Source organism: Stenotrophomonas sp. YIM B06876, assembly GCF_030711595.1.
Lineage (GTDB): Bacteria > Pseudomonadota > Gammaproteobacteria > Xanthomonadales > Xanthomonadaceae > Stenotrophomonas.
On record NZ_JAUJUJ010000031.1, the window covers coordinates 1 to 25,697 of the forward strand.

General features: G+C 68.2%; 21 protein-coding genes and 2 pseudogenes. 7 read left to right on the plus strand and 16 right to left on the minus strand.

The window, feature by feature from the left end; translation table 11 throughout:
- On the minus strand, positions 1 to 335 hold a 335-nt coding region (locus tag QZH66_RS11830; protein WP_305806144.1), incomplete at its 3' end, for a Rieske (2Fe-2S) protein.
- A 182-nt stretch (positions 336 to 517) separates the two neighbouring features.
- Here QZH66_RS11830 and QZH66_RS11835 point away from each other — a divergent pair.
- From QZH66_RS11835 to QZH66_RS11850, 4 genes are all read left to right on the plus strand, one after another.
- A complete protein-coding gene (locus tag QZH66_RS11835) occupies positions 518 to 799 on the plus strand; it encodes a hypothetical protein (RefSeq protein ID WP_305806145.1) in 282 nt (93 codons plus the stop codon).
- Between the two features lie 50 nt (positions 800 to 849).
- Positions 850 to 1,560 (plus strand): fumarylacetoacetate hydrolase family protein, encoded by a 711-nt coding sequence (locus tag QZH66_RS11840; RefSeq protein ID WP_305806146.1) that lies wholly within the window; start codon positions 850 to 852, stop codon positions 1,558 to 1,560.
- A 54-nt stretch (positions 1,561 to 1,614) separates the two neighbouring features.
- Positions 1,615 to 2,028, plus strand: a complete 414-nt coding sequence (gene mscL / locus QZH66_RS11845) for a large-conductance mechanosensitive channel protein MscL (protein ID WP_305806147.1) — start codon at positions 1,615 to 1,617, stop codon at positions 2,026 to 2,028.
- A gap of 174 nt (positions 2,029 to 2,202) precedes the next feature.
- Positions 2,203 to 3,612, plus strand: a complete 1,410-nt coding sequence (locus QZH66_RS11850; RefSeq protein ID WP_305806148.1) for a M28 family peptidase — start codon at positions 2,203 to 2,205, stop codon at positions 3,610 to 3,612.
- Positions 3,613 to 4,238: 626 nt separating this feature from the next.
- On the opposite strand, the gene QZH66_RS11855 is transcribed toward QZH66_RS11850, so the two are convergent.
- From QZH66_RS11855 to cysD, 7 genes and pseudogenes are all read right to left on the minus strand, one after another.
- Entirely contained in the window at positions 4,239 to 5,024 is a 786-nt protein-coding gene (locus QZH66_RS11855) for a TrmH family RNA methyltransferase (RefSeq protein WP_305806171.1), read from the minus strand.
- Between the two features lie 49 nt (positions 5,025 to 5,073).
- Positions 5,074 to 6,597, minus strand: coding sequence for an alanine/glycine:cation symporter family protein (locus QZH66_RS11860; RefSeq protein ID WP_305806149.1), 1,524 nt, complete (start codon positions 6,595 to 6,597; stop codon positions 5,074 to 5,076).
- Positions 6,598 to 6,685: 88 nt separating this feature from the next.
- On the minus strand, positions 6,686 to 7,228 hold the full coding sequence (locus QZH66_RS11865; protein ID WP_305806150.1) for a GNAT family protein: 543 nt from the start codon (positions 7,226 to 7,228) through the stop codon (positions 6,686 to 6,688).
- Entirely contained in the window at positions 7,221 to 10,346 is a 3,126-nt protein-coding gene (locus QZH66_RS11870) for an efflux RND transporter permease subunit (RefSeq protein WP_305806151.1), read from the minus strand. Before QZH66_RS11870 ends, QZH66_RS11865 begins: the two co-directional genes overlap by 8 nt.
- Positions 10,343 to 11,416, minus strand: a complete 1,074-nt coding sequence (locus QZH66_RS11875) for an efflux RND transporter periplasmic adaptor subunit (RefSeq protein ID WP_305806152.1) — start codon at positions 11,414 to 11,416, stop codon at positions 10,343 to 10,345. Before QZH66_RS11875 ends, QZH66_RS11870 begins: the two co-directional genes overlap by 4 nt.
- 105 nt (positions 11,417 to 11,521) lie before the next feature.
- Positions 11,522 to 13,384, minus strand: a pseudogene (cysN, locus tag QZH66_RS11880) (sulfate adenylyltransferase subunit CysN); the annotation flags it as partial.
- The gene (gene cysD / locus QZH66_RS11885) at positions 13,384 to 14,295 is read right to left on the minus strand and encodes a sulfate adenylyltransferase subunit CysD (RefSeq protein WP_305806154.1); all 912 of its coding nucleotides are present in this window, start codon (positions 14,293 to 14,295) and stop codon (positions 13,384 to 13,386) included. The pseudogene cysN and the gene cysD, both read right to left, overlap by 1 nt.
- Before the next feature lie 44 nt (positions 14,296 to 14,339).
- Here cysD and QZH66_RS11890 point away from each other — a divergent pair.
- Positions 14,340 to 14,528 (plus strand): annotated as a pseudogene (locus QZH66_RS11890) (phosphoadenosine phosphosulfate reductase family protein); the annotation flags it as partial.
- A gap of 6 nt (positions 14,529 to 14,534) precedes the next feature.
- Here the strand turns inward: QZH66_RS11890 and QZH66_RS11895 are convergent.
- The 4 genes from QZH66_RS11895 to QZH66_RS11910 form a co-directional block, all read right to left on the minus strand.
- Positions 14,535 to 14,969, minus strand: a complete 435-nt coding sequence (locus QZH66_RS11895; protein ID WP_305806155.1) for a BLUF domain-containing protein — start codon at positions 14,967 to 14,969, stop codon at positions 14,535 to 14,537.
- Positions 14,970 to 15,062: 93 nt separating this feature from the next.
- Complete coding sequence (locus QZH66_RS11900; RefSeq protein WP_305806156.1) at positions 15,063 to 17,123, minus strand: TonB-dependent copper receptor; 2,061 nt, start codon at positions 17,121 to 17,123, stop codon at positions 15,063 to 15,065.
- A gap of 74 nt (positions 17,124 to 17,197) precedes the next feature.
- The gene (locus QZH66_RS11905) at positions 17,198 to 17,695 is read right to left on the minus strand and encodes a hypothetical protein (RefSeq protein WP_305806158.1); all 498 of its coding nucleotides are present in this window, start codon (positions 17,693 to 17,695) and stop codon (positions 17,198 to 17,200) included.
- Positions 17,696 to 17,765: 70 nt separating this feature from the next.
- Complete coding sequence (locus QZH66_RS11910; RefSeq protein WP_305806159.1) at positions 17,766 to 18,749, minus strand: LysR family transcriptional regulator; 984 nt, start codon at positions 18,747 to 18,749, stop codon at positions 17,766 to 17,768.
- Between the two features lie 513 nt (positions 18,750 to 19,262).
- Here QZH66_RS11910 and cysK point away from each other — a divergent pair.
- Positions 19,263 to 20,222 (plus strand): cysteine synthase A, encoded by a 960-nt coding sequence (cysK, locus tag QZH66_RS11915; protein ID WP_305806160.1) that lies wholly within the window; start codon positions 19,263 to 19,265, stop codon positions 20,220 to 20,222.
- 184 nt (positions 20,223 to 20,406) lie between these two features.
- Positions 20,407 to 21,012 (plus strand): O-acetyl-ADP-ribose deacetylase, encoded by a 606-nt coding sequence (locus QZH66_RS11920; RefSeq protein WP_305806161.1) that lies wholly within the window; start codon positions 20,407 to 20,409, stop codon positions 21,010 to 21,012.
- Positions 21,013 to 21,063: 51 nt separating this feature from the next.
- On the opposite strand, the gene QZH66_RS11925 is transcribed toward QZH66_RS11920, so the two are convergent.
- The 4 genes from QZH66_RS11925 to QZH66_RS11940 form a co-directional block, all read right to left on the minus strand.
- Entirely contained in the window at positions 21,064 to 22,596 is a 1,533-nt protein-coding gene (locus tag QZH66_RS11925; RefSeq protein WP_305806162.1) for a DHA2 family efflux MFS transporter permease subunit, read from the minus strand.
- Between the two features lie 64 nt (positions 22,597 to 22,660).
- Positions 22,661 to 23,746 (minus strand): HlyD family secretion protein, encoded by a 1,086-nt coding sequence (locus QZH66_RS11930; RefSeq protein WP_305806163.1) that lies wholly within the window; start codon positions 23,744 to 23,746, stop codon positions 22,661 to 22,663.
- 19 nt (positions 23,747 to 23,765) lie between these two features.
- Complete coding sequence (locus QZH66_RS11935) at positions 23,766 to 24,218, minus strand: MarR family transcriptional regulator (protein WP_305806164.1); 453 nt, start codon at positions 24,216 to 24,218, stop codon at positions 23,766 to 23,768.
- A 347-nt stretch (positions 24,219 to 24,565) separates the two neighbouring features.
- Positions 24,566 to 25,570: a class I fructose-bisphosphate aldolase gene (locus QZH66_RS11940; RefSeq protein ID WP_305806165.1), complete on the minus strand. Its 1,005-nt coding sequence runs from the start codon at positions 25,568 to 25,570 to the stop codon at positions 24,566 to 24,568.
- Between the last annotated feature and the right edge of the window lie 127 nt (positions 25,571 to 25,697).

A 25,697-nucleotide genomic window follows, 5' to 3' on the forward strand; every position in this document is an offset into this window, starting at 1 on the left:
ACGCGGCCGTCGCGCACGGTCACGGCCACGGCACGCAGCCTGTCGCCGCGGCACGGCCCGGCGACGCACTCGCCACTGCCGGTATCGAAACTGGCGCCATGGGCCGCGCACACCAGATGGCCTTCCTTGCTTTTGAGGAACTGGCCCGGCGCCCAGTCCAGTCGCCGCCCGGCATGCGGACAGACGTTGAGCCACGCGCGGACCTGGTTCCCGTCGCGGTACAGCACCAGGGATTCGGAATCACCCGCCACGGCCGCCGCCACTTCGGCAAAGCCCTGGTCGGGAAGGGTGGCGAGCTGGGCCAGCTCGGCCGGCGCGGAATCGGATCGGGACATGGGATCAGCCAACAACGGAAGCAGCAAGGCCGCCATTGTGCCACGCAGGTCCCAACCCCATCCCGAAGGTGAATCCAAGCCCCTGTAAAACAAGGGAATCGCCCGCAATTTAACAATTAATTCACTCCCGCCCGGGGCTCCCCGTCGATACTGGCGCCTCACTGGCAACAGTCATCAGCACCATGCAGACCCGTTATTTCCAATTCGACGCTTTCCGCACCCTGTTCGAGCCACGCAAGCCGCGCAACCCGCTGGTGCGGGTGGCACTGGGGTTGCTGGGCCTGGCGATCCTGGCGCTGATGGTGTTTGTGGGGGTGTTTGTCGGCACGGCGATGATCCTGGTCGGGCTTGGCTGGAACCTGTTTGCCGCGCGCAAGGTACGCCGCGCGCGCGCCGCGGCCGGCAATGTGGTGGACGCCGAATACCACGTCGTGCGCAAGTCCGCACTGCCCCTGGCGCGCTGAGCGCCGGTCGCGATCCGCTAGACTTTCGCGTCGATCCCGAGGACGCGAACATGACCGATCTGATTCCCCCCGCGCCGCAACCGCGGATACCGGTGGCCGGTGGCGGCACCTTCCCGGTGCGCCGCATCTACTGCGTGGGTCGCAACTTTGCCGACCACGCGCGCGAAATGGGCGCCAGCGCCCCGACCTCGGCCGCCGAGCGCGGCCAGCCGATGTTTTTCATGAAGCCGGCCGATGCCATTGTGGTCGGCCACGATGACGCCATCCCCTACCCGCTCGCCACCGCCGATCTGCACCACGAGGTGGAGCTGGTGGTCGCCATCGGCCGCGACGCGCCGGCCGGCGTCTTGCCGCTGGAACAGGCCGGCGATCTGGTGCTGGGCTATGGCGTGGGCCTGGACCTGACCCGGCGTGACCTGCAGGCCGCGGCCAAGGCCAAGGGCGGGCCGTGGGATATCGCCAAGGGCTTCGACCATTCCGCGCCGGTGAGCGGGCTGGTTCCCGCCGCCGAAGTCGGCGACCTGGCGGCCTTGAACCTGTCGCTGGAGGTCAATGGCGAAGTGCGCCAGCAGGCGCTGCTGCAGCAGATGATCTGGAACGTGCCGGAGATCCTGCACGAACTGTCCAAACTGTTCGCACTGCGCGCCGGCGACCTGGTGTTCATGGGCACCCCGGCCGGCGTGGCGGCGCTGCTGCCGGGCGACCGTTTCAGTGCACGGCTGGAAAATGTGGCCGAACGCCACGGCCGCATCGCCGGCTGAAAGGCGATGGAGTAGGCTGCCCACGTTGACCTCTCGCAGAAAAAGGAAACCGATATGGGAATGCTCAGCGAGTTCAAGGAATTCGCCATGCGCGGCAACGTCATCGACCTGGCGGTCGGCGTGGTGATCGGCGCCGCGTTCGGCAAGATCGTCACATCACTGGTGGAGAAGGTGATCATGCCGCCGATCGGCTGGCTGATTGGCGGCATCGATTTTTCCGCACTGGCGTGGACCCTGGCGCCAGCCCGGATGGGCGCGGATGGCAAGGAAATTCCGGCCGTGGTGATCGGCTACGGCGATTTCATCAACACGATCATCCAGTTCCTGATCGTGGCCTTCGCCATCTTCATGGTGATCAAGATGATCAACAAGCTCTCGCGCAAGAAGGCGCCGGAGCCGGCCGCGGTACCGCCACCGAGCGAGGAAGTGCTGCTGCTGCGCGAGATCCGCGACAACCTGAAACGGTAGAGCGGTGCAGCGCCCCGCTGTGGCATTACCGGCAAGCCCCCGCCGGGCGCTGCCCCGCGCTACAGAAGCCATCCTCCCCGCAAAGCGAAGGGATGAGGCGGGTGACCTCCAGCACGGGGGGACCAAAGCCGCGCGCTGCTAAGCTCGCGGCTTTCCTGTTTTTGGAACCCCGCCATGCGCCGTCTTGCCCTTGTCATCGCCGCCGCGCTCGCCTGCTCGAACGCGTATGCCGCCCCCACCCGCATCCCCGACAAAGCTCTGGCCACCGCCGCGCAACTGCGCGAACAGGCGCTGGCCGACACCACCGGCTGGCAGGTGGTGGAATCGCTGACCACTGAAATCGGGCCGCGCCTGGCCGGCAGCGAGGCCGATGCGCGCGCCGTGGAATGGGCCAAGGCCAAGTTCAAGGCGCTGGGATTTGACCGGGTATGGACCGAACCGGTGAGCTTTCCCAAGTGGGAACGTCGCAGCGAGCAGGCGCAGGTAGTGGGCGCGCATGCGCAGCCGCTGACCGTCACCGCGCTCGGCGGCAGCCCCGGCGGCACGGCGGAAGCGGAAGTCGTGCGGTTTGCCGATCTGGCCGCGCTGCAGGCCGCACCGGCCGGGTCGCTGGCCGGGAAAATCGCCTTTGTCGACTACCAGATGACCGCCGCCCGCGATGGCCGCGATTACGGCAACGGCAGCGCGGTGCGTGGCAAGGGTCCGTCGGAGGCGATCCGCAAGGGCGCGATCGGTTTCATCATGCGCTCGGCCGGTACCGACTCGCATCGGGTGCCGCACACCGGTATCACCCGCTTCGATGAAGGCCTCACGCCGGTGCCGTCGGCGGCGCTGTCGGTGCCCGACGCCAACCAGCTGGCCCGGCTGGTGGCGCGTGGTACCACCCGCATCCGCATCGCACTGGATTGCGGCTGGGATGGCAGCTATACCTCGCACAACGTGATCGGCGAAATCACCGGTCGCAGCCTGCCGCAGGAAGTGGTGGTCATCGGTGGGCATCTGGATTCCTGGGATCTGGGCACCGGTGCGATCGATGATGGCGCCGGCGTGGGCATCACCATGGCCGCCGGCCACCTGATCGGCCAGCTCAAGCAGGCGCCCAAGCGCAGCATCCGGGTGATCGCCTTCGCCAACGAGGAACAGGGCCTGTACGGCGGCAAGGCCTACGCACAAGCGCATGGCAAGGACGTGCTGCTGCACCAGATTTCCGCGGAAAGCGACTTCGGCGCCGGCCGCATCTACGCCTTCAACACCGGCTCGCCGAACCCGCAGGATTCCCGCCAGGCCACCGCGCAGATCGCCGCGGTGCTGGCGCCGCTGGGCATCCGATACACCCCCGACCAGGGTGGCCCCGGCCCGGACGTGGGACCGCTGGCGGCCAAGGGCGGCGCCTGGGCGTGGCTGGCACAGGATGGCAGCGACTATTTCGACCTGCACCACACCGCCGATGACACCCTGGACAAGATCGATCCCAAGGCGCTGGCGCAGAACGTGGCCGCATACACCGTGTTCGCCTATCTGGCCGCCGAAGCCGAGGGCGGATTCGGCAGCGCAGCCAGGGACGTGGTGCCGCCAAAGGAATGAGGGCTGCAAGCTGCTGCATTGAGTGATGCAGGGAAAGGTGCCGCAAGGCGCCTTTCCTTTTGCCTCTTCCGCGCCCTCCTTCGCAGAGGCACCACTTGAGCCCCTCCCCCGCGCGCAGGAGAGGGGTTGGGGGCATCGAAATCAGGTCAAATGGATAAGCCGCAGGAGCCGAAGTAGACGCCAGGTTCATCCAGACAAACTCAACAGCACCCCTCATCCGCCCTTCGGGCACCTTCTCCCGTGTACAGGAGAAGGAACCAAACCAGGCGTTTCGTGCTCGATGGTGGGTAGTCGGCCACCGAAACATAAAAGTAGAAGCCAGGCTCATCCAGACAAACTCAAAAGCGCCCCTCATCCGCCCTTCGGGCACCTTCTCCCGTGTACCGGAGAAGGAACCAAACCAGGCGTTTCTTGCTCGATGGTGGGTAGTCGGCCACCGAAACAGAAAAGTAGACGCCAGGGTCATCCAGACAAACTCAACCGCGCCCCTCATCCGCCCTTCGGGCACCTTCTCCCGTGTACAGGAGAAGGAACCAAACCAGGCGTTTCTTGCTCGATGGTGGTAGTCGGCCACAGAAACAGAAAAGGCGCCAAAGGCGCCTTTTCTGTTCATCCGGTCCACGTGATCAACGCCTGCTCTGCCGGCTGCACCAGCTGGCCAGGAACACCGCCGTGGCGGCGGCCACGTTGAGGCTTTCCACGGCGCCGCTGCCGGGAATCGACAGCCGCAGATCACAACCCTGCGCGAAGTCGCGGTCCATGCCTGCGCTTTCGGCGCCCATCACATAGACGGTGCGCGCCGGCAGCGGGGCGGTGAACAGGTCGTCGCCATCCTCCACCAGGGTCGCGGCCAGGCCGAAACCGGCATCGTGCAACTGCGCCATGGCCTGTGGCAGCGCCGGCAGGCGCACCAGCGGCACCGCCTCGGCGCCGCCTTCGGCGACCCGCGCCGCGGCGCCGGACAGCGCCAGCGTCGACTCGGCTGGCAGCAACAGCCCGGCCACGCCGAAATGAGCCGCCGAACGCAGGATCGCGCCGAAATTGTGCGGATTGCCGACCCCGTCCAGCCACAGGGCCAGCACCGGGCCTTCCGGCAACGCGGCCAGCCAGGTCGCCAGCGGCAGTGGCTCGGCACGCACCACATCGGCCACCACGCCTTCGTGGTGGGTGGTGGCGGCGAGCTTGTTGAGGTCGCCGTCGCCCACCACGCGATAGCCGACGCGATTGGCCACGCACCATTTCAGCATCGGCTGCAGGCGCGGAATCATCGCCTCTTCCAGGTACAGCTTGCGCAGCGCCTGCGGGCGCCGGGCAAACATCGCCTGCACCGCGTTGACCCCGTACAGGCGCAGCTCGTCGGCGCCACGGATTGGCGGACCGCCGCCACTGTCGCGCGCACGCGCGGCCGGCAGCGGGGTGGCGCGGGGCGGCCGTGAGGACGGCCGGAGATTGTTCCAGGGATTACTCACTACGGGCTTGCTCCAGCTTGCGGGTGCGCCAGAAATCGGCGTTTTTGATGCCCAGCGCATCGGGGTCGAACGTGGGGTCCTGCCCCAGCTTCTTCTGCCGCTCGTAATCGCGCAACGCGATCATCGCCGGCTTCTGCAGGACGAAGATCGCGATCACGTTCAGCCAAGCCATCAGGCCGACGCCGATATCGCCCAGCGCCCATGCCATTTTCGCATTGTGGAAGGCGCCGAACACCACCATGCCCATGATCCCCAGGCGCAGCGTCAGCGTCGCCAGCGGATGGGTACGGTTGCTGCCGGCGATGTAGGTCAGGTTGGTTTCGGCCATGTAGTAATAGGCCATGATCGTGGTGAAGGCGAAGAAGAACAGCGCCAGCGCCACGAATCCGGCGCCCCAGCCCGGCATCACCGACTCCACCGCCGCCTGGGTGAACAGCGCCCCTTCCGACGGCAGTACGCCCGGAACGCCGGTGAATACCGCTTCCAGGGTTTCCTTGCCGCCGTCCTTGACCACGCGGAACACGTTGTACATGCCGGTGGACAACACCAGGAAGGCGGTCGAGGTGCATACCAGCATGGTGTCGAAATAGATCGCGAACGCCTGCACGTAGCCCTGCTTGGCCGGGTGCGAGACCTCGGCGGCGGCCGCGGCGTGCGGGCCGGTGCCCTGCCCGGCTTCGTTGGCATAGATGCCACGCTTGACGCCCCAGGCGATCGCCTGGCCGATGATCCCGCCGAACGCGGCATGCGCGCCGAAGGCGCTGGCGAAGATGTCGGCGAACATCGCCGGCACCTTGCCGGCATTGAGCATCATCACCACCACCGCCATCAGGATGAAGGCCAGTGCCATGAACGGCACCACGACTTCGGCGAAGGTGGCGATGCGCTTGACGCCGCCAAAGATGATCACGCCCAGCAGCGCGGCAACCGCGATGCCGATCCACAGCTTGAGGCTGGCCGCCCCGCCCACCGCGGCGCAGGCCGTTGCCCCGTTGCACAGCACGTTGACCGCGCTGTCGGCGATGGCGTTGGCCTGCACGCCCGGCAGCAGGAACCCGGCGGCGATGATGGTGGCCACGGCAAAGGCCAGCGCATACCACTTCAGCCCCATCGCCTTTTCGATGTAATAGGCCGGACCACCGCGGTAGCGGCCTTCGGCATCCTTGACCTTGTAGATCTGCGCCAGGGTCGATTCGACATACGAGGTGGAGGCGCCGAGAAAGCCCATCACCCACATCCAGAAAATCGCGCCCGGGCCACCGTAGGCGATGGCGGTGGCGACCCCGGCGATGTTGCCGATGCCCATGCGCCCGGCCATGGACAGCGCCAGCGCCTGGAATGACGACACGCCGGCGTCGGACTTCTGCCCGGTCACGGTCAGCCGCACCATTTCGCTGAACCCGCGCAGCTGCATGAAACGCGTGCGCACGGTGAACCACAAGCCGGCGCCCAGGCACATGAAGATCAGGGCGTTGCTCCAGATGATGCTGTTGATGTATTCGACGATGGATTCCACACACGTTCCCCGGACGGCTGAAGGTAGAAAGCCCCGGACACCGGGACTCGGCGATTTTTCCACTATTACATGGCGCGACGGGCGCCAGTCATCCGGCGGGCCATGGCCGCACCAGCGCGAAGCAGCGCAGGTCATGCACAACGCCGCGCTTGATCACCGCGCCACGGGCGAGGCCTTCCTCGACAAACCCGGCCCGCTGCAGCACCCGTGCCGAGGCATGGTTGACATCCAGTACCTGCGCGTGCAGCCGCGACAGGCGGTAGCGGTGCAGCAGCCATGGCACGTAGGCGGCGGTTACCCGCTGCATCCAGCCGCGGTTCCAGTAGCCGCGCCCCAGCCAGTAGCCGAGCTCGGCGCTGTGCGCCCGCTCGCCGCTGCCCAGCGTGGCGCCGATGCCGCCACACGCCTGGCCATCGATCTCGATGGCCAGGGTGGGCCCGTCCAGCGGCAGGATGCGCCCGGACAGGAACGCCTCGCCGTCGGCCCGGGTGTAGGGAAACGGAAAGCGGTCGCGCAACCCGCGCGAGACCGCCTCGTCATCGGCGTGGTGCACCAGCGCCTGCAGGTCCGTCATGCACCAGGGGCGCAGGACAAAACCTTCCCCGTCGATGCGCACCGGCGGCTCAGGCATGGCCACCGACCGACGGGGTCTGCCGTTCCAATGCGTCGAGCTCGTTGGCCACCGATTCGGGCGACTTGGTATACGGCGCCAGCAACGCGTAGAACGCCGGCACCACGAACAGCGACAGCAAGGTGGAGAGGGTGACTCCGAAGATCACCACGATGCCGATCGTGCCGCGGCTGGCCGAGCCGGGGCCACCGGCCACCACCAGCGGAATGGCGCCGACCACGGTGGCAATGGAGGTCATCAGGATCGGGCGCAGGCGCACCGCGGCCGCCTCGACAATGGCCTGGTGCACGCTGCGGCCTGCATCGCGCAACTGGTTGGCGAACTCGACAATCAGGATGCCGTTCTTGGCCGCCAGTCCGACCAGCATGACGATGCCGATCTGGCTGAACAGGTTCAACGTGCCGCCACTGACATACAGTCCCAGCAGCGCGCCGAACACCCCCAGCGGCACGGTGAGCATGATCACCAGCGGATGGATGAAACTCTCGAACTGCGCAGCCAGCACCAGGTACACCACCAGCAGCGCCATCGCGAAGGTCAACAGCACCGCGCCGCCGGCCCGCTGGTACTCGCGCGACTCGCCCTTCCAGTCGATCTGCGCGTAATCGGGCAGTTCCTCGCGGGCCACCTGCTCGACCCAGTGGATCGCCTCGCCCAGCGTGTAGCCCGGCGCCAGCCCGGCACTGATGGTGATCGAACGCAGCCGGTTGAAGCGGTTCAGGCTGCCGGCCTCGGCCACTTCGCTGAGCGTGACCAGGTTGGACAGCGGCACCAGCTCGCCCGAGCGCGCGCGCACGCGGATCGCTGCCAGATCGGCCGGCGAGGCGCGGCCATCGCGGTTGGCTTGCACCATCACGTCGTACTCCTCGCCGTTGTCGACGAAGGTGGTGACGCGGCGCGAGCCCATCATGGTTTCCAGCGCGCGGCCGATCTCGGTCACCGACACGCCCAGATCCGCGGCGCGCTGGCGGTCGATATTGACCCGCATCTGCGGCCGGGTTTCCTTGTAGTCCGAATCGGCACCGACCAGCCCGGGGTTGTCCTCGATGCGCGCCAGCAGGCGGTCACGCCACTGCGCGATCTCGGCATATTCCGGGCCGCCCAGCACGATCTGGAACGGCTGGCCGAAGCTGCGCACCAGTCCGCCACCGACCTGGGTACGTGCCCGCACGCCCTTCAACGCGGACAGCTCGCCCTGCAACCTGGCGGCCACCTCGCCGGTGGCAACGTCACGGTTCTGCCAGTCCTGCAGGAACACGCTGATGCGCCCGGTGTGCATTTCCTCGCTGTTGCCCCAGCCCCCCGGCACGCGCGGATTGGCCCGCGCGATCGGCTTGTCGCCGCCGACGAACGGCGCCACGATCGCCTCGGCCTGCTGCACCTGGCCGACGGTGTAGTCGAACCCGGCGCCTTCCGGGCCGTCGATGACGATCTGGAACGAGCCGCGGTCCTCGGCGGGCGCCAGCTCCGACGGCAGCGCGTTGAACAGCAGCCAGCTGGCGCCCAGCGCGGCGACCATCACCACGCCGAACTTCCAGGTGGCGCCGACATGGCGGTCCAGCACCCGGCCGTAGGCCGCGGCGAGCCGGTTGAGCTGGCGGTTGATCCAGTTGTTGAGGCGGCCCGAGCCCTGCGCCGAATGCGGCCGGATCAGCTTGGAGGCCATCATCGGCGTCAGCGTCAGCGCCACGAACGCCGAGATCGCCACCGCTCCGGCCAGCGCCACCGCCAGTTCGCGGAACAGCCGCCCGGTATTGCCCTCGAGGAACCCGACCGGCAGGAACACCGCCACCAGCACCGCGGTGGTGGCGATCACCGCGAACGCCACCTGCGCGGTGCCGCGACGCGCCGCCACCAGCGGCGGTTCGCCCAGGTCGACCCGGCGCTGCACGTTCTCCACCACCACGATGGCGTCATCCACCACCAGGCCGATACACAGCACCAGGGCGAGCAGGGTCAGCAGGTTGATCGAGAAACCGAACGCGTACAGGGCGATGAACGAGGCCACCAGGCATACCGGCACGGTGACCGCCGGAATCAGCGCGGTGCGGAAACTGCCCAGGAACAGCCAGATCACGATCAGCACCAGCACCATCGCCTCGACCAGCGTGTGGTAGACACGCTCGACCGCGGCGGAAATGAAGGTGGTGTTGTCGAAGGCGACGAAGATGCGGGTGCCTTCGGGCAGCGTGTCGCCAATCCGCAAGGCCTCGGCGCGTGCGGCCTTGGCCACGTCCAGGCTGTTGGCGGTGGAGGTCTTGACGATGCCCATGCCGATACCCGGCTCGCCATTGCTGCGGTAGTAGGCGCGGCGCTCGGCCGAGGCCAGTTCGACCTTGGCCACATCGCCCAGCCGCACCACGTAGCCGTCGGCACCCCGGCTCAGCGGAATCGCGGCGAAATCCGCCGGCTTCACATAGCCGCGCTCGACCCGCAAGGTGAAGTCGCGGTCGGCCGATTCAATCCGCCCGGCCGGCAATTCCACGTTCTCGCTGCGCAGCGCCGATTCGACGTCAGCCACGGTCAGCCCGCGCGCAGCCATCTGGTCGCGGTCCAGCCAGATCCGCATCGCATAGCGCTGGCGCCCGCCCATGCGCACCTGCGCCACGCCGTCGATGCTGGAGAAGCGGTCGGCCACATACCGGTCGGCGTAGTCGCTCAGCTCCAGCTCGTTCATGGCCGAGGAGCTCATGTTGAACCAGATGATCGGGTCGGCATCGCTTTCGACCTTGGCGATTTCCGGCGGCCGTGCCTCGTCGGGCATGCGGTCGGCCACCCGGCTGACGGCATCGCGCACGTCGTTGGCGGCCGCCTCGATATCGCGCTGGGCGGTGAACTCGATGCTGACCGAGGCGCGTCCGTTGGAGCTGCGCGCATTGATGGTTTCGATGCCCTCGATACCGGCCAGCGCATCTTCCAGCACCTGGGTGACGCGGCTTTCAATCACCGCGGCCGAGGCCCCGGCGTAATCCACCGACACCGACACGATCGGCGGATCGATCGCCGGCAACTCGCGCAGCGTCAACCGGTTGAACGACATGAACCCCAGTGCCAGCAACAGCAGGCTCATCACCGCGGCGAAGACCGGGCGCTTGATCGAAATATCGGACAGTTTCATCCGGCGTTGGTCCCGCCGCTGGCCGGCTTGCCGGCATCGGCGCGGATCTTCAGTCCCGGACGCAGCTTGCCGGTGCCATCGACCACGATGCGGTCGCCAGCCTGCAGCCCCTCGCGGATCTCGACCACGCCGGCACGCCGGTCGCCGGTTTTCACATCGACCCGCTCCACCGTGTCATCGGCCTTGACCCGGAACACGAACGAATCGCGCCCGACCTGGATCACTGCGATTTCCGGGATCACCAGCGCCTGCCGCTCGGGGCGATAGACGTGCACGTCCACCAGCATCCCCGGGCGCAGCGCGCGATCATCGTTGGCGAAGTCGGCGCGCACCATGACCGCGCGGCTGGCCGGATCGACCCGCGCATCGATCGTGCTGACCCGGCCGGCAAATTCGCGGCCCGGCCAGGCGATGCTGCTGCCGGTGACCTTGTCGCCGGGTTTGAGCGAGGCCAGTTCGGCTTCGGGCAGCTGGAAGTCGACATACATGCGGGCGATGTCGTCGAGCGTGGCGATGGTGGTGGACGGCGTCAGCAGCGCGCCGGGGCTGACCTGGCGGATGCCGAGCACGCCGGCAAACGGCGCCCGCACATGGCGATCACCGATATCGGACTGCATCTCGCGCACCCGCGCCTGCGCCGCATCGCGGATCGCTTTCTGGGTATCCAGGGTGGAACTGGCCACCAGTTGCTGGGCGGCCAGTTCACGCTGGCGGCGATACAGCTGGTCGGCCTCGGCAAAGGTGGCCTGGGCCTGCGCCAGCGCCGCCTGCTGGGCATCGCCGCGCAGGGTGACCAGCGGCGCACCGGCGGCCACTTCCTGGCCGCTTTCGAAATGCACCTGGGCGATGATCTCGCTGAGCTTGGCAGTGACGCTCACCGACTCGCGCGCTTTGGCGGTGCCGATGGATTGCAACGTATCGCTCCAGGCCGCCGGCTGTACCGTCCGGGTGGTCACCGGAACAGGCTGCGCCTGCGGGCGCGCCTCGCCCGTTCCGCTGCGGCTGCACGCCGCCAATACCAGTGCCAAGGCCATGCCACCGGCGAGGGTGGCGGCAAAACGTCCCAACATGCACAAACCCCGATCGTTTACGACCCCGCAGCATAGCGGCCGCCGCCGCACGGTGTATGTGCCATTGGTGGGGCGCGCGGGAGCCTAGCGATGGCCCAGTGCCTGCAGGACCTGCGCCACCATCGCGTCGACCGGTTCGCGGTCGGCCCGCAGGTGCAGTTCCGGCGCCTGCGGCGGCTCATAGGGCGAATCGATCCCGGTGAAATTGGGAATCTGCCCGGCGCGGGCCTTGCGGTACAGGCCCTTGACGTCGCGGGCCTCGGCCACGGCCAGCGGCACATCGACAAACACCTCGATGAATTCGCCCTCGGCGAAGCGCTCGCGCGCCATCTGCCGCTCGGCGCGGAACGGCGAGATGAAGCTCACCAGCACGATCAGCCCGGCATCGGCCATCAGCCGCGCCACTTCGGCCACGCGGCGGATGTTCTCCACCCGGTCCTCGTCGGTGAAGCCCAGGTCGCGGTTCAGGCCGTGGCGCACGTTGTCGCCATCGAGCAGGAAGGTGTGGCAGCCGCGCGCGTGCAGGCGTTTTTCGACCTGGTTGGCAATCGTCGACTTGCCGGCCCCGGACAGGCCGGTGAACCACAGCACCCTGGGCTGCTGGCCCTTGATGCGGGCACGGGCGGCCTTGTCCACATCCAGGTGCTGCCAGTGCACGTTGCCGGCGCGGCGCAGCGCGAAGTCCAGTGTGCCCGCGGCGACGGTGGCATTGGTCTGCCGGTCGATCAGGATGAACGCCCCCAGCGCGCGGTTCTGCGCGTAGGCGGCGAAGGCCACCGGCTCGTCCAGCGACAGGTTGCAGTAGCCGACCTCGTTGAGCTCCAGCCGCTTGGCGGCCAGTTTCTCCTGCGTGTTCACATCCACGCGGTGTTTGATCTCGCTGATGCTGGCGGCCACGGTGCGGCTGCCGATCTGCAGCCAGTACGGGCGCCCGGGCAGCAGCGCGGCATCGTCCATCCACAGCACATGCGCGGCGAACTGGTCGGCCACTTCCGGCGGATCACCGGCGGCGGCGATCACATCACCGCGGCTGACGTCGATCTCGTCGGTCAGGGTCAGCGTCACCGCCTGTCCGGCGCTGGCCACCGCCACCTCGCCATTGACCCCGAGCACCTGCTTGACCGTGGTACGGCGCGCCGAGGGCAGCACCACCACCGCATCCCCGGCGCGGACCTGGCCGGCGGCAATGGTGCCGGCAAAGCCACGGAAATCCTGGTTGGGCCGGTTGACCCACTGCACCGGCAGGCGCAGCCCGCTGGCCGCGTCGTGTCCGTCGATCCGCACCGTATCCAGATGCTCGAGCAGGCTCGGGCCGTCATACCACGGCATCAGCTCCGAACGGCTGGACAGGTTCTGCCCTTCCAGCGCCGACAGCGGGATGGCCTGCACATGGGCGATCCCCAGCTGTGCGGCCAGCGCCTGGTAGTCGGCCAGGATCTGCGCGAACACCGCCGGGTCGTAATCGACCAGATCCATCTTGTTCACCGCCAGCACCACCTGGCCGATGCCCAGCAGCGAAATGATGTAGCTGTGGCGGCGGGTCTGCGGCAGCAGGCCCTTGCGCGCATCCACCAGCACCACCGCCACATCGGCAGTGGAGGCGCCGGTGGCCATGTTGCGGGTGTACTGCTCGTGGCCGGGGCAGTCGGCGACGATGTATTTGCGGCGGTCGGTATCGAAATAGCGGTAGGCCACATCGATGGTGATGCCCTGCTCGCGCTCGGCGGCCAGGCCATCGAGCAGCAGCGCGTAGTCGATGCGCTCGCCCTGGGTGCCGTGGCGGCGGCTGTCGGCCTCCAGCGCGGCCAGCTGGTCGTCGAACAGGCGCTTGCTCTCGTACAGCAGGCGGCCGATCAGCGTGCTCTTGCCGTCATCGACGCTGCCGCAGGTGATGAAACGCAGCAGCGGCTTGGATTCGTGCTGTTGCAGGTAGCTGGAGATATCGGTGGAAGTGGTTGCGACGTCCATCAGAAATAACCCTCCAGCTTCTTCTTCTCCATCGAGGCGCACTGGTCGTGGTCGATCAGCCGGCCCTGCCGTTCGGAGGTGGTGGCCACCAGCATCTCGGCGATGATTTTCTCCAGCGTGTCGGCTTCGGACTCGATCGCGCCGGTCAGCGGGTAGCAGCCCAGCGTGCGGAAACGCACCTTGCGCAGCTGCGGCACCTCGCCCGGCCGCAACGGCAGGCGCTCGTCATCGACCATGATCAGGCTGCCGTCGCGCTCGACCACCGGCCGCTCGGCCGCCAGATACAGCGGCACCACCGGGATCTTCTCTCGGTAGATGTAGAGCCAGATATCCAGCTCGGTCCAGTTCGACAGCGGGAACACACGCACGCTCTCACCACTGTGGATGCGCGCGTTGTACAGGTTCCACAGCTCCGGGCGCTGGTTCTTCGGGTTCCAGCGGTGACGGTCGTTGCGGAACGAGAACACCCGCTCCTTGGCCCGCGACTTTTCCTCGTCGCGGCGCGCACCGCCGATGGCCGCGTCGAACTTCCACTTGTCCAGCGCCTGCTTCAGGCCCTGGGTCTTCATCACATCGGTATGCACGCTGGCACCGTGCGACACCGGGCCGATGTTCTGGGCAATGCCATCGGGATTGATGTGCACCCGCAGCTCGGTGCCGGTCTCGGCGATGCGGCGGTCGCGGAAGGCGATCATCTCGCGGAACTTCCAGCGCGTATCCACATGCAGCAGCGGGATCGGTGGTGTGCCCGGGGCGAACGCCTTCAGCAACAGGTGCAGCAGCACCGAACTGTCCTTGCCCACCGAATACAGCAGCACCGGGTTGGCGAACGCGGCCGCCACCTCGCGCAGGATATGGATGCTTTCCGCTTCGAGGCGGTCCAGATGGGACAACGGGGCGGTAGCGGTCATCGAAAGGAAGGCAACCCGGGGCCGGCAGGTCAGGGGAGAGTAGCAGCCACTGGAAGGACCGCCAGATCTGGCAGTCCCTGCAGCAGCACGCCCTGCGTTACCCGCTGTCGGAACAGGGGCATGTGTCGATCGGCGATTTCCACCGCACCCGGCGCTGGGTGCCGGGCATGCGCGAGGCGGACACGCGCTGCCCCGGCCTCAAGCGCGAGTGCGGCATCCACGAGTACATCTGAACCGGCTCATGCCCGCGGATGGGGGTCCTGCCGTTCCCAGAACGCCAGCAGCTGGCGCAGACCGGCCGATGCGCCGGCCTCGTCGCGCAGGTGCGCCGCTTCGTGCCGCCATTGCTGGCTGCTCAGCTTCTGCAGCACGCTGCCGCCGGTTTCATGGCAGCCCATGTACCACTGCGGGAAAAACCGCCGCGCCGCCGGACCGTGCTGCAACAGCTGCAGTTCCACGTGGTGACGCGAAGCGACGATGCGCTCGTAGATCCGCCGCACGCCGGCGGACGTGCCTTCCAGGTACTGCAGGAAATGTTGCCCGTCATACAGCAGCACCCCGGTAACACCCGCCATCCGGTTGTGCGCGCGGGAGTCCACCAGCAGGTGATCCAGCGCGGCCGGGGTGAGCCCGTTCACCGCGGTACTGCGGTAGGCGATTGCGAAGTACTCCATGTTCTCTCCTGCGGCCGGCACTCCAGCGGCCGTGCGCAGCATGCCCGCCGCGCCGGATCGCCGCCACCGGAACGCCCGGTGGCGGCGAGGGGCTCAGTAGCGGTAGTCCAGTTTCAGCCACACGTTGCGGCCGGGCTCGTTGATCCGCACCGGATCGGCCGGGAAGCCGAAATCGGCGCTGCCGGCCAGGTTCAGGTGCTCGGCATAGGCGCGGTCGAACAGGTTGTCGATGCCGGCACTGAGCCGCAGCGCGTCGCTGATGCGGTAGCGGGCGTTGAGCGCCAGTGTCGCAAAGCCGGCGCTCTGCCCCAGATCCCGGGCCACCACGTTGCCCTGCCCCGGAGCCACCCGGTCCTGACGGGTGACCGCGCGCAGCAATGCGCCGGCCGACCAGCGCTCGCCCTCGTAGCCGGCATTCACGCGCGCCTCCAGCGGCGGCATCTGCGGCAGCGCGCGGCCGTCGCTGCGGTTTTCGCCCCACGCGTAGGCCAAGGTGCCGCCCAGCTTCCAGTGCGCGGCCAGGCGCAGGTCCGCGCCGGCCTCGGCGCCGGCAATGCGCGCATCCACATTGGCGGCCCGGGTCATGCTGCCCATCATCCCGCCGGAGTGGTAATCGAACAGGATGTAGTCCTGCAGGCGGCCGGCGTAGGCCGAGACCCATGCATCCAGACCCTCGCTGCGGTACTGCAGGCCCAGATCGAGCTGGGTGGTCTTTTCCGGACGCACACCGGCAAAGGCGTTGACCGCGCCCATCGGCCCCATGTCCGGCGAGAACAGTTCCCAGTAGTCGGGCATGCGTTCGCTGCGGCCGATGCCGGCATAGCCGGTCAGGGCCGGGGCGAAGTCACGCTCGACCCGCAGGAAGCCGCTGCCGAGGTTTTCCCGGCGCACCTGCCCGGCGCTGGGATTGGGCATGTTCATCATGCCGGTGGTGGCGCGCCGGTCCTCCACCTTGGCGCGGTCCACGCGCAGGCCGCCGATCCAGCGCTGGGCGCCGCCCTCGCCCAGGGTGACCTCGGTGAACGCACCGCGGTTCTCGAAGCGGGCATCGGCGCGCCACGGCTGCTGCCGGTAGGTGTTGCGGCCCATTCCACTGCGGCTGCGGTGGCGGCTGTCCTGGCGGTCGACCCCGGCCACGACGGCGACGTTCTGCCAGCGCCATTCCGAAGCGACGCGGCCGCCGCTGGTACGGCGGTCGACGTTGGCGGCCATCGGCATCGGCATGCTGCTGTGCGGGTTGGGCGTGCGCAGGGTGTAGTTGTCCATCAGGTGGTCGGCATCGTTGTAATAGACGTTGGCCTGCAACGTGTCCCACGCCCCGGGCAGGTTGTCCTTTTCGAACCGCGCCGCGTAGCTGGTGCGCTTGAACGCGGCGCCGTCCATGCCGCGGCCGGCATAGCGGGCAATCGCATCGCCGGTCCCGGCCGACAGCTCCAGTACGGTGTCGGCATCCGGCGTCCAGCCGACGGCGGCATCGCTGTTCCACTTGCGCCACTTCGACGGCACCAGCCTGCCGTTGCCATCGGTGTAATCGTCCGATTCGGAGCGGTTGCCATTGATCCGCACGTAGCCCTGTGCGGCGCCGACGGTGAGGTCGAGCATCTGGTCGTTGCGGTTGCGCGAACCTGCCAGCGCGCTGGCGTTGAGGTCGATGCCGGGCGCATCGAACCGCGGGGTATCGCGCTCGAACCGCACCGTGCCCGCCGAAGCCCCGGCCCCCCAGCGCACACTCTGCGGCCCCTTGATGATGATCAGCCGGTCGTAGGTTTCCGGCGCGATATAGGACAGCGGATTGTCCATCCGCGAAGGGCAGGCCCCGATCAGGTTGCCATCGTTGCTGAGTACGTTCAGGCGCGAGCCGAACATGCCGCGCAGCACCGGATCGCCATTGGTGCCGCCGTTGCGGAGGGTGGAAAACCCCGGGACGGTCTTGAGGTAGTCGGCGCCGTCGCTGGCCGGCACCGGCTGCCGCGGCAGGCGCGGATCGGTGATCCAGTACAGCGGCGAAGACGGCGCGCTGGCGGTGACCACCAGCGTGTCCAGGGTACGGGGTGATTCGCTTGCGGCCGCCGGCAACGGCAGCGCGGCCACTGCCAGGGACAGGGAAACAGACAGGCGCGTCAGTGCGCCCGCGCTGCGGGAAGAAACAGTCATGTGGAACTCCAGAGAACACACGGGCGCGCGGCGCCATCACGGCGTCGCGCAGCAGGAGGAAGGCGGTGTGGGTATCAGCAGTGGACGGGCGGGCCGCGGGCGCTGCGGGCGGGCCAATGCAGCGTGCGTGGCGCGATCGTGGCAAATACCACGATGGGGCGGATCACCGGCAGCAATGCCAGCAGCAGCACGGCGACGGCCAGCCATGGCATCAACCGCGACGCCATCATGCAGTATTCGCAGGCGTCGCCATGGCCGGCGTGTCCGTCCGCCGGCATCGCCGCGGGCGCGGTTTCAGCTGACGTGGCGAGGGCTGCGGGGTGCTGGGCGTGCCCCGCCATGGCGGGGTGATCGGCGCGGTGGCCGGCTTGCGGCACGTGGGCCGACAACGCCGCGACGGGGGCGGCCTGCATCGGGTGGGAGGCACCATGCATCGTCATCGACAGCAACGGGACCGGCGCGTCGGCGTGGGCCTGCTGCCAGCGGCTGACCAGTGGCGCCAATGCCATCAGCAGCGTCGCGATGAAGGCGAGCTGCAGCAGGACGGCAAACGGGCGACGACGTCGGTTCACCGCGACAGTTTAAACGGGCGGCGCGGCACCGGCCCGGCCCTGCGACCAAGCGTCGCAGGCGGCGCCTGGGTCATGCCGTCAGGGTCCCGGTCAGCGATTCCCAGCTGGGCGGCGGCGGCCAGTCCGGCGGCTGGTTGCCTTCGAGCACGCGGCGCAGGTCGCGCGGGTCGATCTGCGGCGCCAGCGCATGCACCAGCTCCAGCGCGTAGTCGCGCAGCACCCGGTCGCGTGGCAGCACCGCCCAGGCGATGCACTCGGGGATCGCCGCCGGAGCCGGCCAGGCGCGCAGATCGGCGTCATCGCCGCTGAACGCCATTTCCGCCAGCAGCCCCACGCCCAGCCCGGCGCGCACATAGGTCTTGATCAGGTCGGCATCCAGCGCGGTCAGCGCGATCTGCGGGGCCAGCCCCTGCGCGGCAAACGCGCGTTGCAGCGAGGAGCTGGCGCGGGTGGAGGATTCGTAGCTGATCAGCGGCTGCTGCGCCAGCGCAGCCATGTCCGGGGTGCGCCCGGCACGGTCCAGCGCATGGCCCCTGGGCACCAGCACCAGCCGCTGCCAGCGGTACAGCGGCACCGCGATCCCGGTGGCCGGTTCGCTGCCGGCGGTGCTGACCACGGCAATGTCGGCATCGCCCTGGCTGAGCAGGTCCAGCGCATCGCTTTCACCGGCCTGCTGCAGATGCAGGCTGACCTGCGGATAGGCCAGCTTGATCCGCGCCAGGGCCGGTGGCAGCACGAAGCGCGACTGGGTATGGGTGGTGGTCAGGACCAGCTGGCCCTGGCTTTCGCGACGCTGGTTGGCGGCATAGGCGCGGATGTTGCCGGCCTCGGCCAGCACCGCCCGCGCCCGCCTGATCACCTCGCTCCCGGCCGGGGTCACCGACTCCAGGCTGCGGCCCTTGCGCACGAACAGCAGGAAGCCCAGTTCGTCCTCCAGCTGCTTGAGCTGTTTGGACAGCCCCGGCTGGGTGGCATGCACCCGGCTCGCGGCCAGGGTGATGTTGAGCTCGGCGTCGGCAATGGCCACCAGATAGCGGAGTTGGGTCAGCGTCATCGAAACGGAAAAGCGCCGGCACGGGAAAGAAGCTCGACTGTAGAACAAATGCCACCGTGAACTGATAACCGGAAGTTATCAGCCCGGTGCGTCCGGTCATTTCCGGCGCGGGCCGCGCGCCGCTACGGTCATCCGCTCCTTGCCCACTGCGCCCGCCCTTCCTGTGAACGCCCCCCTGTACCCGCTCTTCGCCGACCTGCACGGCCGCGCCGTAGCGGTGCTGGGCGGCCGGTGCGGTGACCGGACGCAAGGTCGAGGCGCTGCTGCGCGCTGGTGGAAAACGGCGCGCGCCCGGACCAGCGCATCATCACCGGCCCCTTGGCCGATACCGCCGACCAGATCAGGTGCAATCCCCCGCGCTGCTGATCCCGGCAGACGTGGCCGCGCTGCCCCGCGAGCCGCACTGTTCGGTGCCGCCGCGCTCACGGTCGCCGCCCCGATTTCCTCACTTTCCACAAAGACCGCAGCGGCCACACTGGCTGACGCCGCGTAACCGCACCTCCGGAGAACCCCATGGCCATCTACAACTCCATCCTCGACACCATCGGCAGAACCCCGGTGGTGAAGCTCCACCGCCTGCCCCCGGCCGGCGTGGAGATCTATGTCAAGGTCGAGTCGTTCAATCCCGGCGGCTCGGTCAAGGACCGCCTGGCGCTGGCGATCGTCCTCGACGCCGAGAAGGCGGGCCTGCTCAAACCCGGGGACACCATCGTCGAGGCCACCTCCGGCAATACCGGGGTGGCGCTGGCGATGGTCGCCGCCGCGCGCGGCTACAAGTTCGTGGCCACGATGGCCGAATCGTTCTCGGTGGAACGGCGCAAACTGATGCGCGCCTATGGCGCCAAAGTAATCCTGACCCCGGCCGCCGAACGCGGTACCGGCATGGTGCGCAAGGCCAAGGAACTGGCCGACCAGCACGGCTGGTTCCTTGCCAGCCAGTTCACCAACCCGGCCAACCCGGCCTATCACCGCCAGACCACCGCCGCCGAGATCCTCAGCGATTTTGCCGGGCGGCGGCTGGATGCGTTTGTCAGCGGCTGGGGCACCGGCGGCACCCTGACCGGCGTCGGCGAAGTGCTCAAGGTGGCCCGCCCGGAGACCCGCGTGATCGCCACCGAGCCGGCGGGCGCCGCGCTGCTGGCCGGCAAGGAATTCACCCCGCACAAGATCCAGGGCTGGACCCCGGACTTCCTGCCCGAGGTGCTCAACCGCACTGTCTATGACGAGCTGTATACGGTGGAGGACGACCGGGCGATCCAGACCTCGCGCCGGCTGGCCGCCGAGGAGGGGCTGTTTGTCGGCATTTCCGCCGGCGGCACCGTTGCCACCGCGCTGGATGTGGCTGCCAAGGCCGAGCACGGCGCGGTGATCCTGGCGATGCTGCCCGATACCGGCGAGCGCTATTTCTCCACGCCGCTGTTCGCCGACATCAATGACGGCTCCGATGACGACTGGCTGGCCGGCCTGCCGTAACACGACCCCTCTCCCGGCTTCCCAGAAAGGCCGCCACGTGCGGCCTTCCTGCGGTCTGGCAGCACCTGCTGCGCCGCAACCAAGGGAGATTGCGCATGCCTGGAACGGGCGTCGTCAGCGGGCGGGCGGCCGACCGGCGCGGCCATCACGTTTCACTCATTCGGGGCGCAACAAGATCAGCCACATGAAGATCGAGGTCTGGCAGGGCGACATCACCGAACTGGCCGTGGACGCCATCGTCAACGCCGCCAACGAAACGCTGCTCGGTGGCGGCGGCGTGGACGGAGTGATCCATCGCGCCGCCGGCCCGGGATTGCTGGAAGAGTGCCGGCGGCTTCCGCTGCTGCGCCCGGGCGTGCGTTGTCCGATCGGGGAAGTGCGCGCCACTGGCGGCCACCATCTGCCCGCGCGCCACGTGTTCCACACCGTCGGCCCGGTATGGCGCGATGGCCTGCACGATGAACCGGCCCGGCTGGCCAACTGCTACTGGCAATCGCTGCGGCTGGCCGCGCAGATGGAGCTGCATTCGATCGCGTTCCCGGCGATCAGCTGCGGGGTGTACGGCTATCCGCTGCAACAGGCGGCGCGCGTGGCCGCGACCGAAACCGTGACCTGGCAGAAGTCGCACCCGGCCCCGCGCCGCATCATCCTGGTGGCCTACAACGCGGCCACCGCGCAGGCCTACCGGCAGGCGCTGGCACACCTGGGTTACAGCGAACCGGCGGACCCGGGCCCGACAAGCGCGCCCCCCCGGCTGCCGCCGCCTTTCATCAGCGCCAGCGTTCCCTGAACCTGACGGTTGATCCGTTGGAATGGCCCGCCATGGCGGGCCGTTTGCGCTTCAGTGCGCGTTGGCGGCCGCGCCGGCGGCGGAAACAGCTGCGTTCGGCCGGCGCATCAGCAGCAGCAGGGGCGTGGCAGCCAGGGTCAGCCACATCATCAGCCAGTAGTTGTTGGCATAGCCGATGGCCACCGCCTGCCGCGTCACTTCGGCATTGAGCAGCGCCGCGCCAGCGGCCGTGGAGGTGTCCCACACCGGGCCCAGCAGGGTGGTTTCCGCCCCGAACGCCGGAATCCGCGCGCCGATCTCGGCATGGTTGATCTGGCTGGCGCGCGCCAGCAGGGTCATCACGATCGAAATGCCCACCGATGAGCCGATATTGCGGACCAGGCTGAACAACCCGGCCGCTTCGGTGCGCTTGTGCGCCGGCAAGGTCGCGTAGGCCACGGTCGAGATCGGCACGAATACCAGGCCCATGCCCAGGCCCTGGATGAAGCCGAGCCAGATTACCGCCTGCTGCGACACCGCCGGGCCGAACTGGCTCATGCCATGCAGCGACCACACCATCAGCAGCATGCCGGTCAGCAGCAGCCAGCGCGTGTCCACTTTTCCGAGCAGCCGCCCGGACAGCATCATGCTGAGCATCGTGCCCACGCCGCGCGGCGCCAACACCAGCCCGATCAGTAATGTCGGGTAGTTCATCAGGCTGCTCAGATAGGGCGGCAGCAGCGCCAGCGTCGCGAACAGCACCACGCCCACCACCAGGATCAAGGCCGAGCTGATGGCGAAGTTGCCATTGCCGAACAGGCCCAGATCGAGCAACGCGCGCTCGCGCCGGTGGAACCACCACAGCCCGTAGAAATACAGCGCCAGCACCGCGGCGACCGCTTCGATCTGGATTTCCAGGCTGCCAAACCAGTCCTCGCCCTGGCCGCGGTCGAGGAACATCTGCAACGCGCCGATGCCGATCACCAGCAGCGCAAGGCCGATGCCGTCGAGCGAGCGTTTGTGCAGGGTTTCCCTCGGTACGCTGGCCATGATCCCGAACAGCGCCAACAGCCCGACCGGCAGGTTGATCAGGAATACCCAGTGCCAGCTGAAATTCTCGGTGAGGTAGCCGCCCAGCGGCGGCCCCAGGATCGGCCCGACCATGATCCCCATGCCCCACATCGCCATCGCCGCGCCGTGTTTTTCACGCGGGAAGCTGTCCAGCATCAGCGACTGCGACAGCGGCACCAGCGAGGCCCCGAACAGGCCCTGCAGGATGCGGTACAGCACCATCTCGCCGATGCCGCTGGCAATGCCGCACAGCAGCGAGGCCACGGTGAAGCCGGACACGGCGATGATCAGCAGGCGCCGCCGCCCCAGCCGCCCCGCCAGCCAGCCGGTGACCGGAGTCAGGATCGCCGCGGCGACGATATAGCTGGTCAGCACCCAGGAAATCTGGTCCTGGGTGGCTGACAGCGAGCCCTGCATGTCCGGCAGGGCGACGTTGGCGATGGTGGTATCCAGCGCCTGCATCAGCGTGGCCAGCATCACCGAGGCCACCAGCAGCGGGCGCTTGACGTTGGCGGGCGAGACCTGGTCAGTCATGCCGCGCCCGCCGATAGCGCCGCGGCAGGCGGGAAAACGCGGACGGAGACGACATGCGGGGGCCTCAGTTGGCGGCGGCCGCGGCGGCCGTCATGTCTTTCAGTTCCACGTCGACCTCGGCACTCATGCCCGACCGCAGCGCCGGGCCGTCGGCCACATCGGCGCCGGCGATTTCAAGCCGGACCGGCACGCGCTGCACGATCTTGACCCAGTTGCCGGTCGCGTTCTGCGGCGGCAGCACGCTGAACTCGCCGCCCGAGGCCGGGCTGATCGACGCCACGCGGGCGGTCCATTGGTGCTTGGGATAGGCATCCACGCGCACCGTGGCCGGCTGGCCCACCTGCAGGCGGGTCAGCTCGGTTTCCTTGAAATTGGCCTCGACCCAGATCGGCGCGCCCGCCACCAGCGGCATCGCGGTCTGCCCCAGGTTGAGGTATTCGCCGGCCTGCAGGTCATGCGTACCGACGATGCCATCGACCGGCGCGCGCACCTCGGCATGGGCCAGGTCCAGCTTCGCCGTCTCCAGCTGCGCCACGGCGGCACGGTACTCGGGCAGCTCATCGGTGGGCGTGGCGGCATTGCCGCTGAGGCTGGCCGAAGCCTGCTGCTGCAGCGCCTGGGCATTGGCCAGGGTGCTGCGCGCCTCGGCAACGGCATGGCGCGCGTCGTCCAGCATCTTGTGCGCCACCAGCTGCCTGCTGGCCAGCTCCTGCATCCGGGCCAGGTCGCGCTGCGCCCAGGTCAGGGTCTCGCGGGCGGCGGCAATCGAGGTCGACGTCGACTTCACCCCGGCGCGGCTGGCGTTGGCACTGTTGTCGATGCTGGCCAGCTGCGCCTCGGCGCGGGCCACGGCCAGTTCCAGCGGCCGGGTGTCGATGCGGAACAGCAGCTGGCCGGCCTTGACCGGCTCGTTCTGGCCCACCGCCACCTCGACCACGCGGCCGGCCACCTGCGGCGCGATCAGGATGCGCCCGGCCTTGATGTAGGCGTTGTCGGTACTGACGCTGTGGGTGGACTGCAGCCATTGCCAGCCGAAGAAGCCGGCGACCGCCAGCAGGGGTACGGCCCACATCCACACGCGGACACGGCGGCGGGGCGCAGCGGCGGCGGACAGGGCCGCCTCGCCGGAGGGGTTGGTCTTGCTGGTCATCGGGAGAGCCTTGTGGGAGTTATCCGCGGGCAATGCGGTCAAGCTGGGAGAGGGTTTCGCGGATCTGGCCCAGCACCTTCAACGTCACGGCCAGTTCGCCGGGGTCGACGTCTTTCAGGCTGTCGTGGCGCATCGAGCTGGCCACCACCTCAATGGCACTGATCGCGGCATCACTGTGCGCGGTCAGGAACAGGCGCCAGCAGCGGCGATCGTGCGGATCGGCGCGGCGTTCGATGAAGCCGGCCTTCTGCAGCCGGTCCAGCACCCGTCCCACCGCGATCGGCTCCATGTCCATGACATCGGCCAGCGCGGCCTGGGTGAGCCCGGGCGCCATGTGGATGCGTTTGAGCGCCCGCCATTGCGCACGGGTCAGCCCCAGCGGCGCAGCACGGCGGTCGAAGATCCGCCCGTACAGGCGGCTCAGATCGGCAATCAGGTAACCCAGGCCCGGGGTGGTGTCGTTGCTCTGCATAGGACCGGCAGTATATACCTGCCTAGGCAACCATATCCATGACAGGATCTTTGCCGGACATGAAAGGCGATCGCGTCGCGCGAAGCCGCGTCCCGGTCCCGACCTGTGTGCCCGCAGGCCGGCAGTACTCCCGGCGCCCGGGCCAGCAGGCGCTGGCGCCACCCGTCCCATCCGGGAAGGTACAACCCGGAGCGTTCCCGGCGGCTGGAAGCGGGCTGCCCGTTGCGATCACGCCCCGCTGAAAGCAGAAACGCCAGCCTCGCGGCTGGCGTTTGCATGGCGCGTCCCTGCCCGCAAGCAGGGAGCAACGACCGCAGCGGATCACGCCGCGGCAGTGCGGGTGGCGATCAGCCTTCCCACTTGCCCAGGGCGGCCTGGCCGTTTTCCCGGGCACGTTCGTACACGGTCTGCTGCGCCTTGGCGTAGTTGCCCTTGGGGTCCTTGGCCCACAGCTTCAGCGCGGCCTGCTGCATGGCCCGGCCGTAGGAGAAGCTCAGCGGCCACGGCAGCGTGCCCAGCTGGTTCATCGCATTGAGGTGCGCGGTGGACTGCTCGTCGCTCTGGCCGCCGGACAGGAACACGATGCCCGGCAGGATCGCCGGCACCACCGTCTTCAGGCACATCACGGTGGACTCGGCCACTTCCTCGACGTCGGCCTGTTCCTCGCAGTCCTTGCCGGAGATGACCATCGATGCCTTCAGGATCGTGCCTTCCAGCACCACGTTCTGCTGGTACAGCGCATCGAACAGCGCGCGCAGGGTGGCTTCGGTGACTTCGTAGCAGGTCTCGATGTCGTGGTCACCGTCCATGATCACTTCCGGCTCGACCATCGGCACCAGGCCGGCTTCCTGGCACAGCGCGGCGTAACGGGCCAGCGCATGCGCGTTGACCTCGATGCAGGTGCCCGACGGAATGCTTTCGCCGATGTTGATCACCGCGCGCCACTTGGCGAAGCGGGCGCCGAGCTTGTAGTACTCCTGCAGCCGGGCACGCAGGCCGTCCAGGCCCTCGGTGACCATCTCGCCCGGGCAGCCGGCCAACGGATGCGCGCCGGTATCGACCTTGATGCCGGGAATGATGCCGTGGTCGGCCATGTACTTGGCGAACGGCACGCCGTCCCTGGTCGACTGGCGCAGGGTCTCGTCAAACAGGATCGCGCCGGAAATGTGCTCGCTGAGCTTGGGCGTGGTCAGCAACATCTCGCGGTAGGCGCGACGGTTCTCTTCGGTATTTTCGATGCCCACGCTGGCAAAACGCTTGGCGATGGTACCGGTGGATTCGTCGATCGCGATGATGCCCTTGCCCGGGGCGACCATGGCCTGGGCGGTTTCGGCCAGCAGTTCGATGCTCATGTAGTTCCTGTGACGGGAGGCGGAGAAACCCCGATTATAGCCGTCGTTGCCTGTGACTTAACTTTTCGCAGGGTCCGGAACCGCTTCCATCGCGCAAACGCCGGCGGGGCGCGGTTCTCCCGCGCCC

Bases quoted from the DNA above. Each gene is read 5' to 3' on its own strand.
- QZH66_RS11835 (WP_305806145.1), top strand. From the start codon at position 518: ATGCAGACCCGTTATTTCCAATTCGACGCTTTCCGCACCCTGTTCGAG.
- QZH66_RS11840 (WP_305806146.1), top strand. From the start codon at position 850: ATGACCGATCTGATTCCCCCCGCGCCGCAACCGCGGATACCGGTGGCC.
- mscL (WP_305806147.1), top strand. From the start codon at position 1,615: ATGGGAATGCTCAGCGAGTTCAAGGAATTCGCCATGCGCGGCAACGTC.
- QZH66_RS11850 (WP_305806148.1), top strand. From the start codon at position 2,203: ATGCGCCGTCTTGCCCTTGTCATCGCCGCCGCGCTCGCCTGCTCGAAC.
- QZH66_RS11865 (WP_305806150.1), bottom strand. From the start codon at position 7,228: ATGCCTGAGCCGCCGGTGCGCATCGACGGGGAAGGTTTTGTCCTGCGC.
- QZH66_RS11870 (WP_305806151.1), bottom strand. From the start codon at position 10,346: ATGAAACTGTCCGATATTTCGATCAAGCGCCCGGTCTTCGCCGCGGTG.
- QZH66_RS11875 (WP_305806152.1), bottom strand. From the start codon at position 11,416: ATGTTGGGACGTTTTGCCGCCACCCTCGCCGGTGGCATGGCCTTGGCA.
- cysD (WP_305806154.1), bottom strand. From the start codon at position 14,295: ATGACCGCTACCGCCCCGTTGTCCCATCTGGACCGCCTCGAAGCGGAA.
- QZH66_RS11895 (WP_305806155.1), bottom strand. From the start codon at position 14,969: ATGGAGTACTTCGCAATCGCCTACCGCAGTACCGCGGTGAACGGGCTC.
- QZH66_RS11900 (WP_305806156.1), bottom strand. From the start codon at position 17,123: ATGACTGTTTCTTCCCGCAGCGCGGGCGCACTGACGCGCCTGTCTGTT.
- QZH66_RS11910 (WP_305806159.1), bottom strand. From the start codon at position 18,749: ATGACGCTGACCCAACTCCGCTATCTGGTGGCCATTGCCGACGCCGAG.
- cysK (WP_305806160.1), top strand. From the start codon at position 19,263: ATGGCCATCTACAACTCCATCCTCGACACCATCGGCAGAACCCCGGTG.
- QZH66_RS11920 (WP_305806161.1), top strand. From the start codon at position 20,407: ATGAAGATCGAGGTCTGGCAGGGCGACATCACCGAACTGGCCGTGGAC.
- QZH66_RS11925 (WP_305806162.1), bottom strand. From the start codon at position 22,596: ATGACTGACCAGGTCTCGCCCGCCAACGTCAAGCGCCCGCTGCTGGTG.
- QZH66_RS11930 (WP_305806163.1), bottom strand. From the start codon at position 23,746: ATGACCAGCAAGACCAACCCCTCCGGCGAGGCGGCCCTGTCCGCCGCC.
- QZH66_RS11935 (WP_305806164.1), bottom strand. From the start codon at position 24,218: ATGCAGAGCAACGACACCACCCCGGGCCTGGGTTACCTGATTGCCGAT.
- QZH66_RS11940 (WP_305806165.1), bottom strand. From the start codon at position 25,570: ATGAGCATCGAACTGCTGGCCGAAACCGCCCAGGCCATGGTCGCCCCG.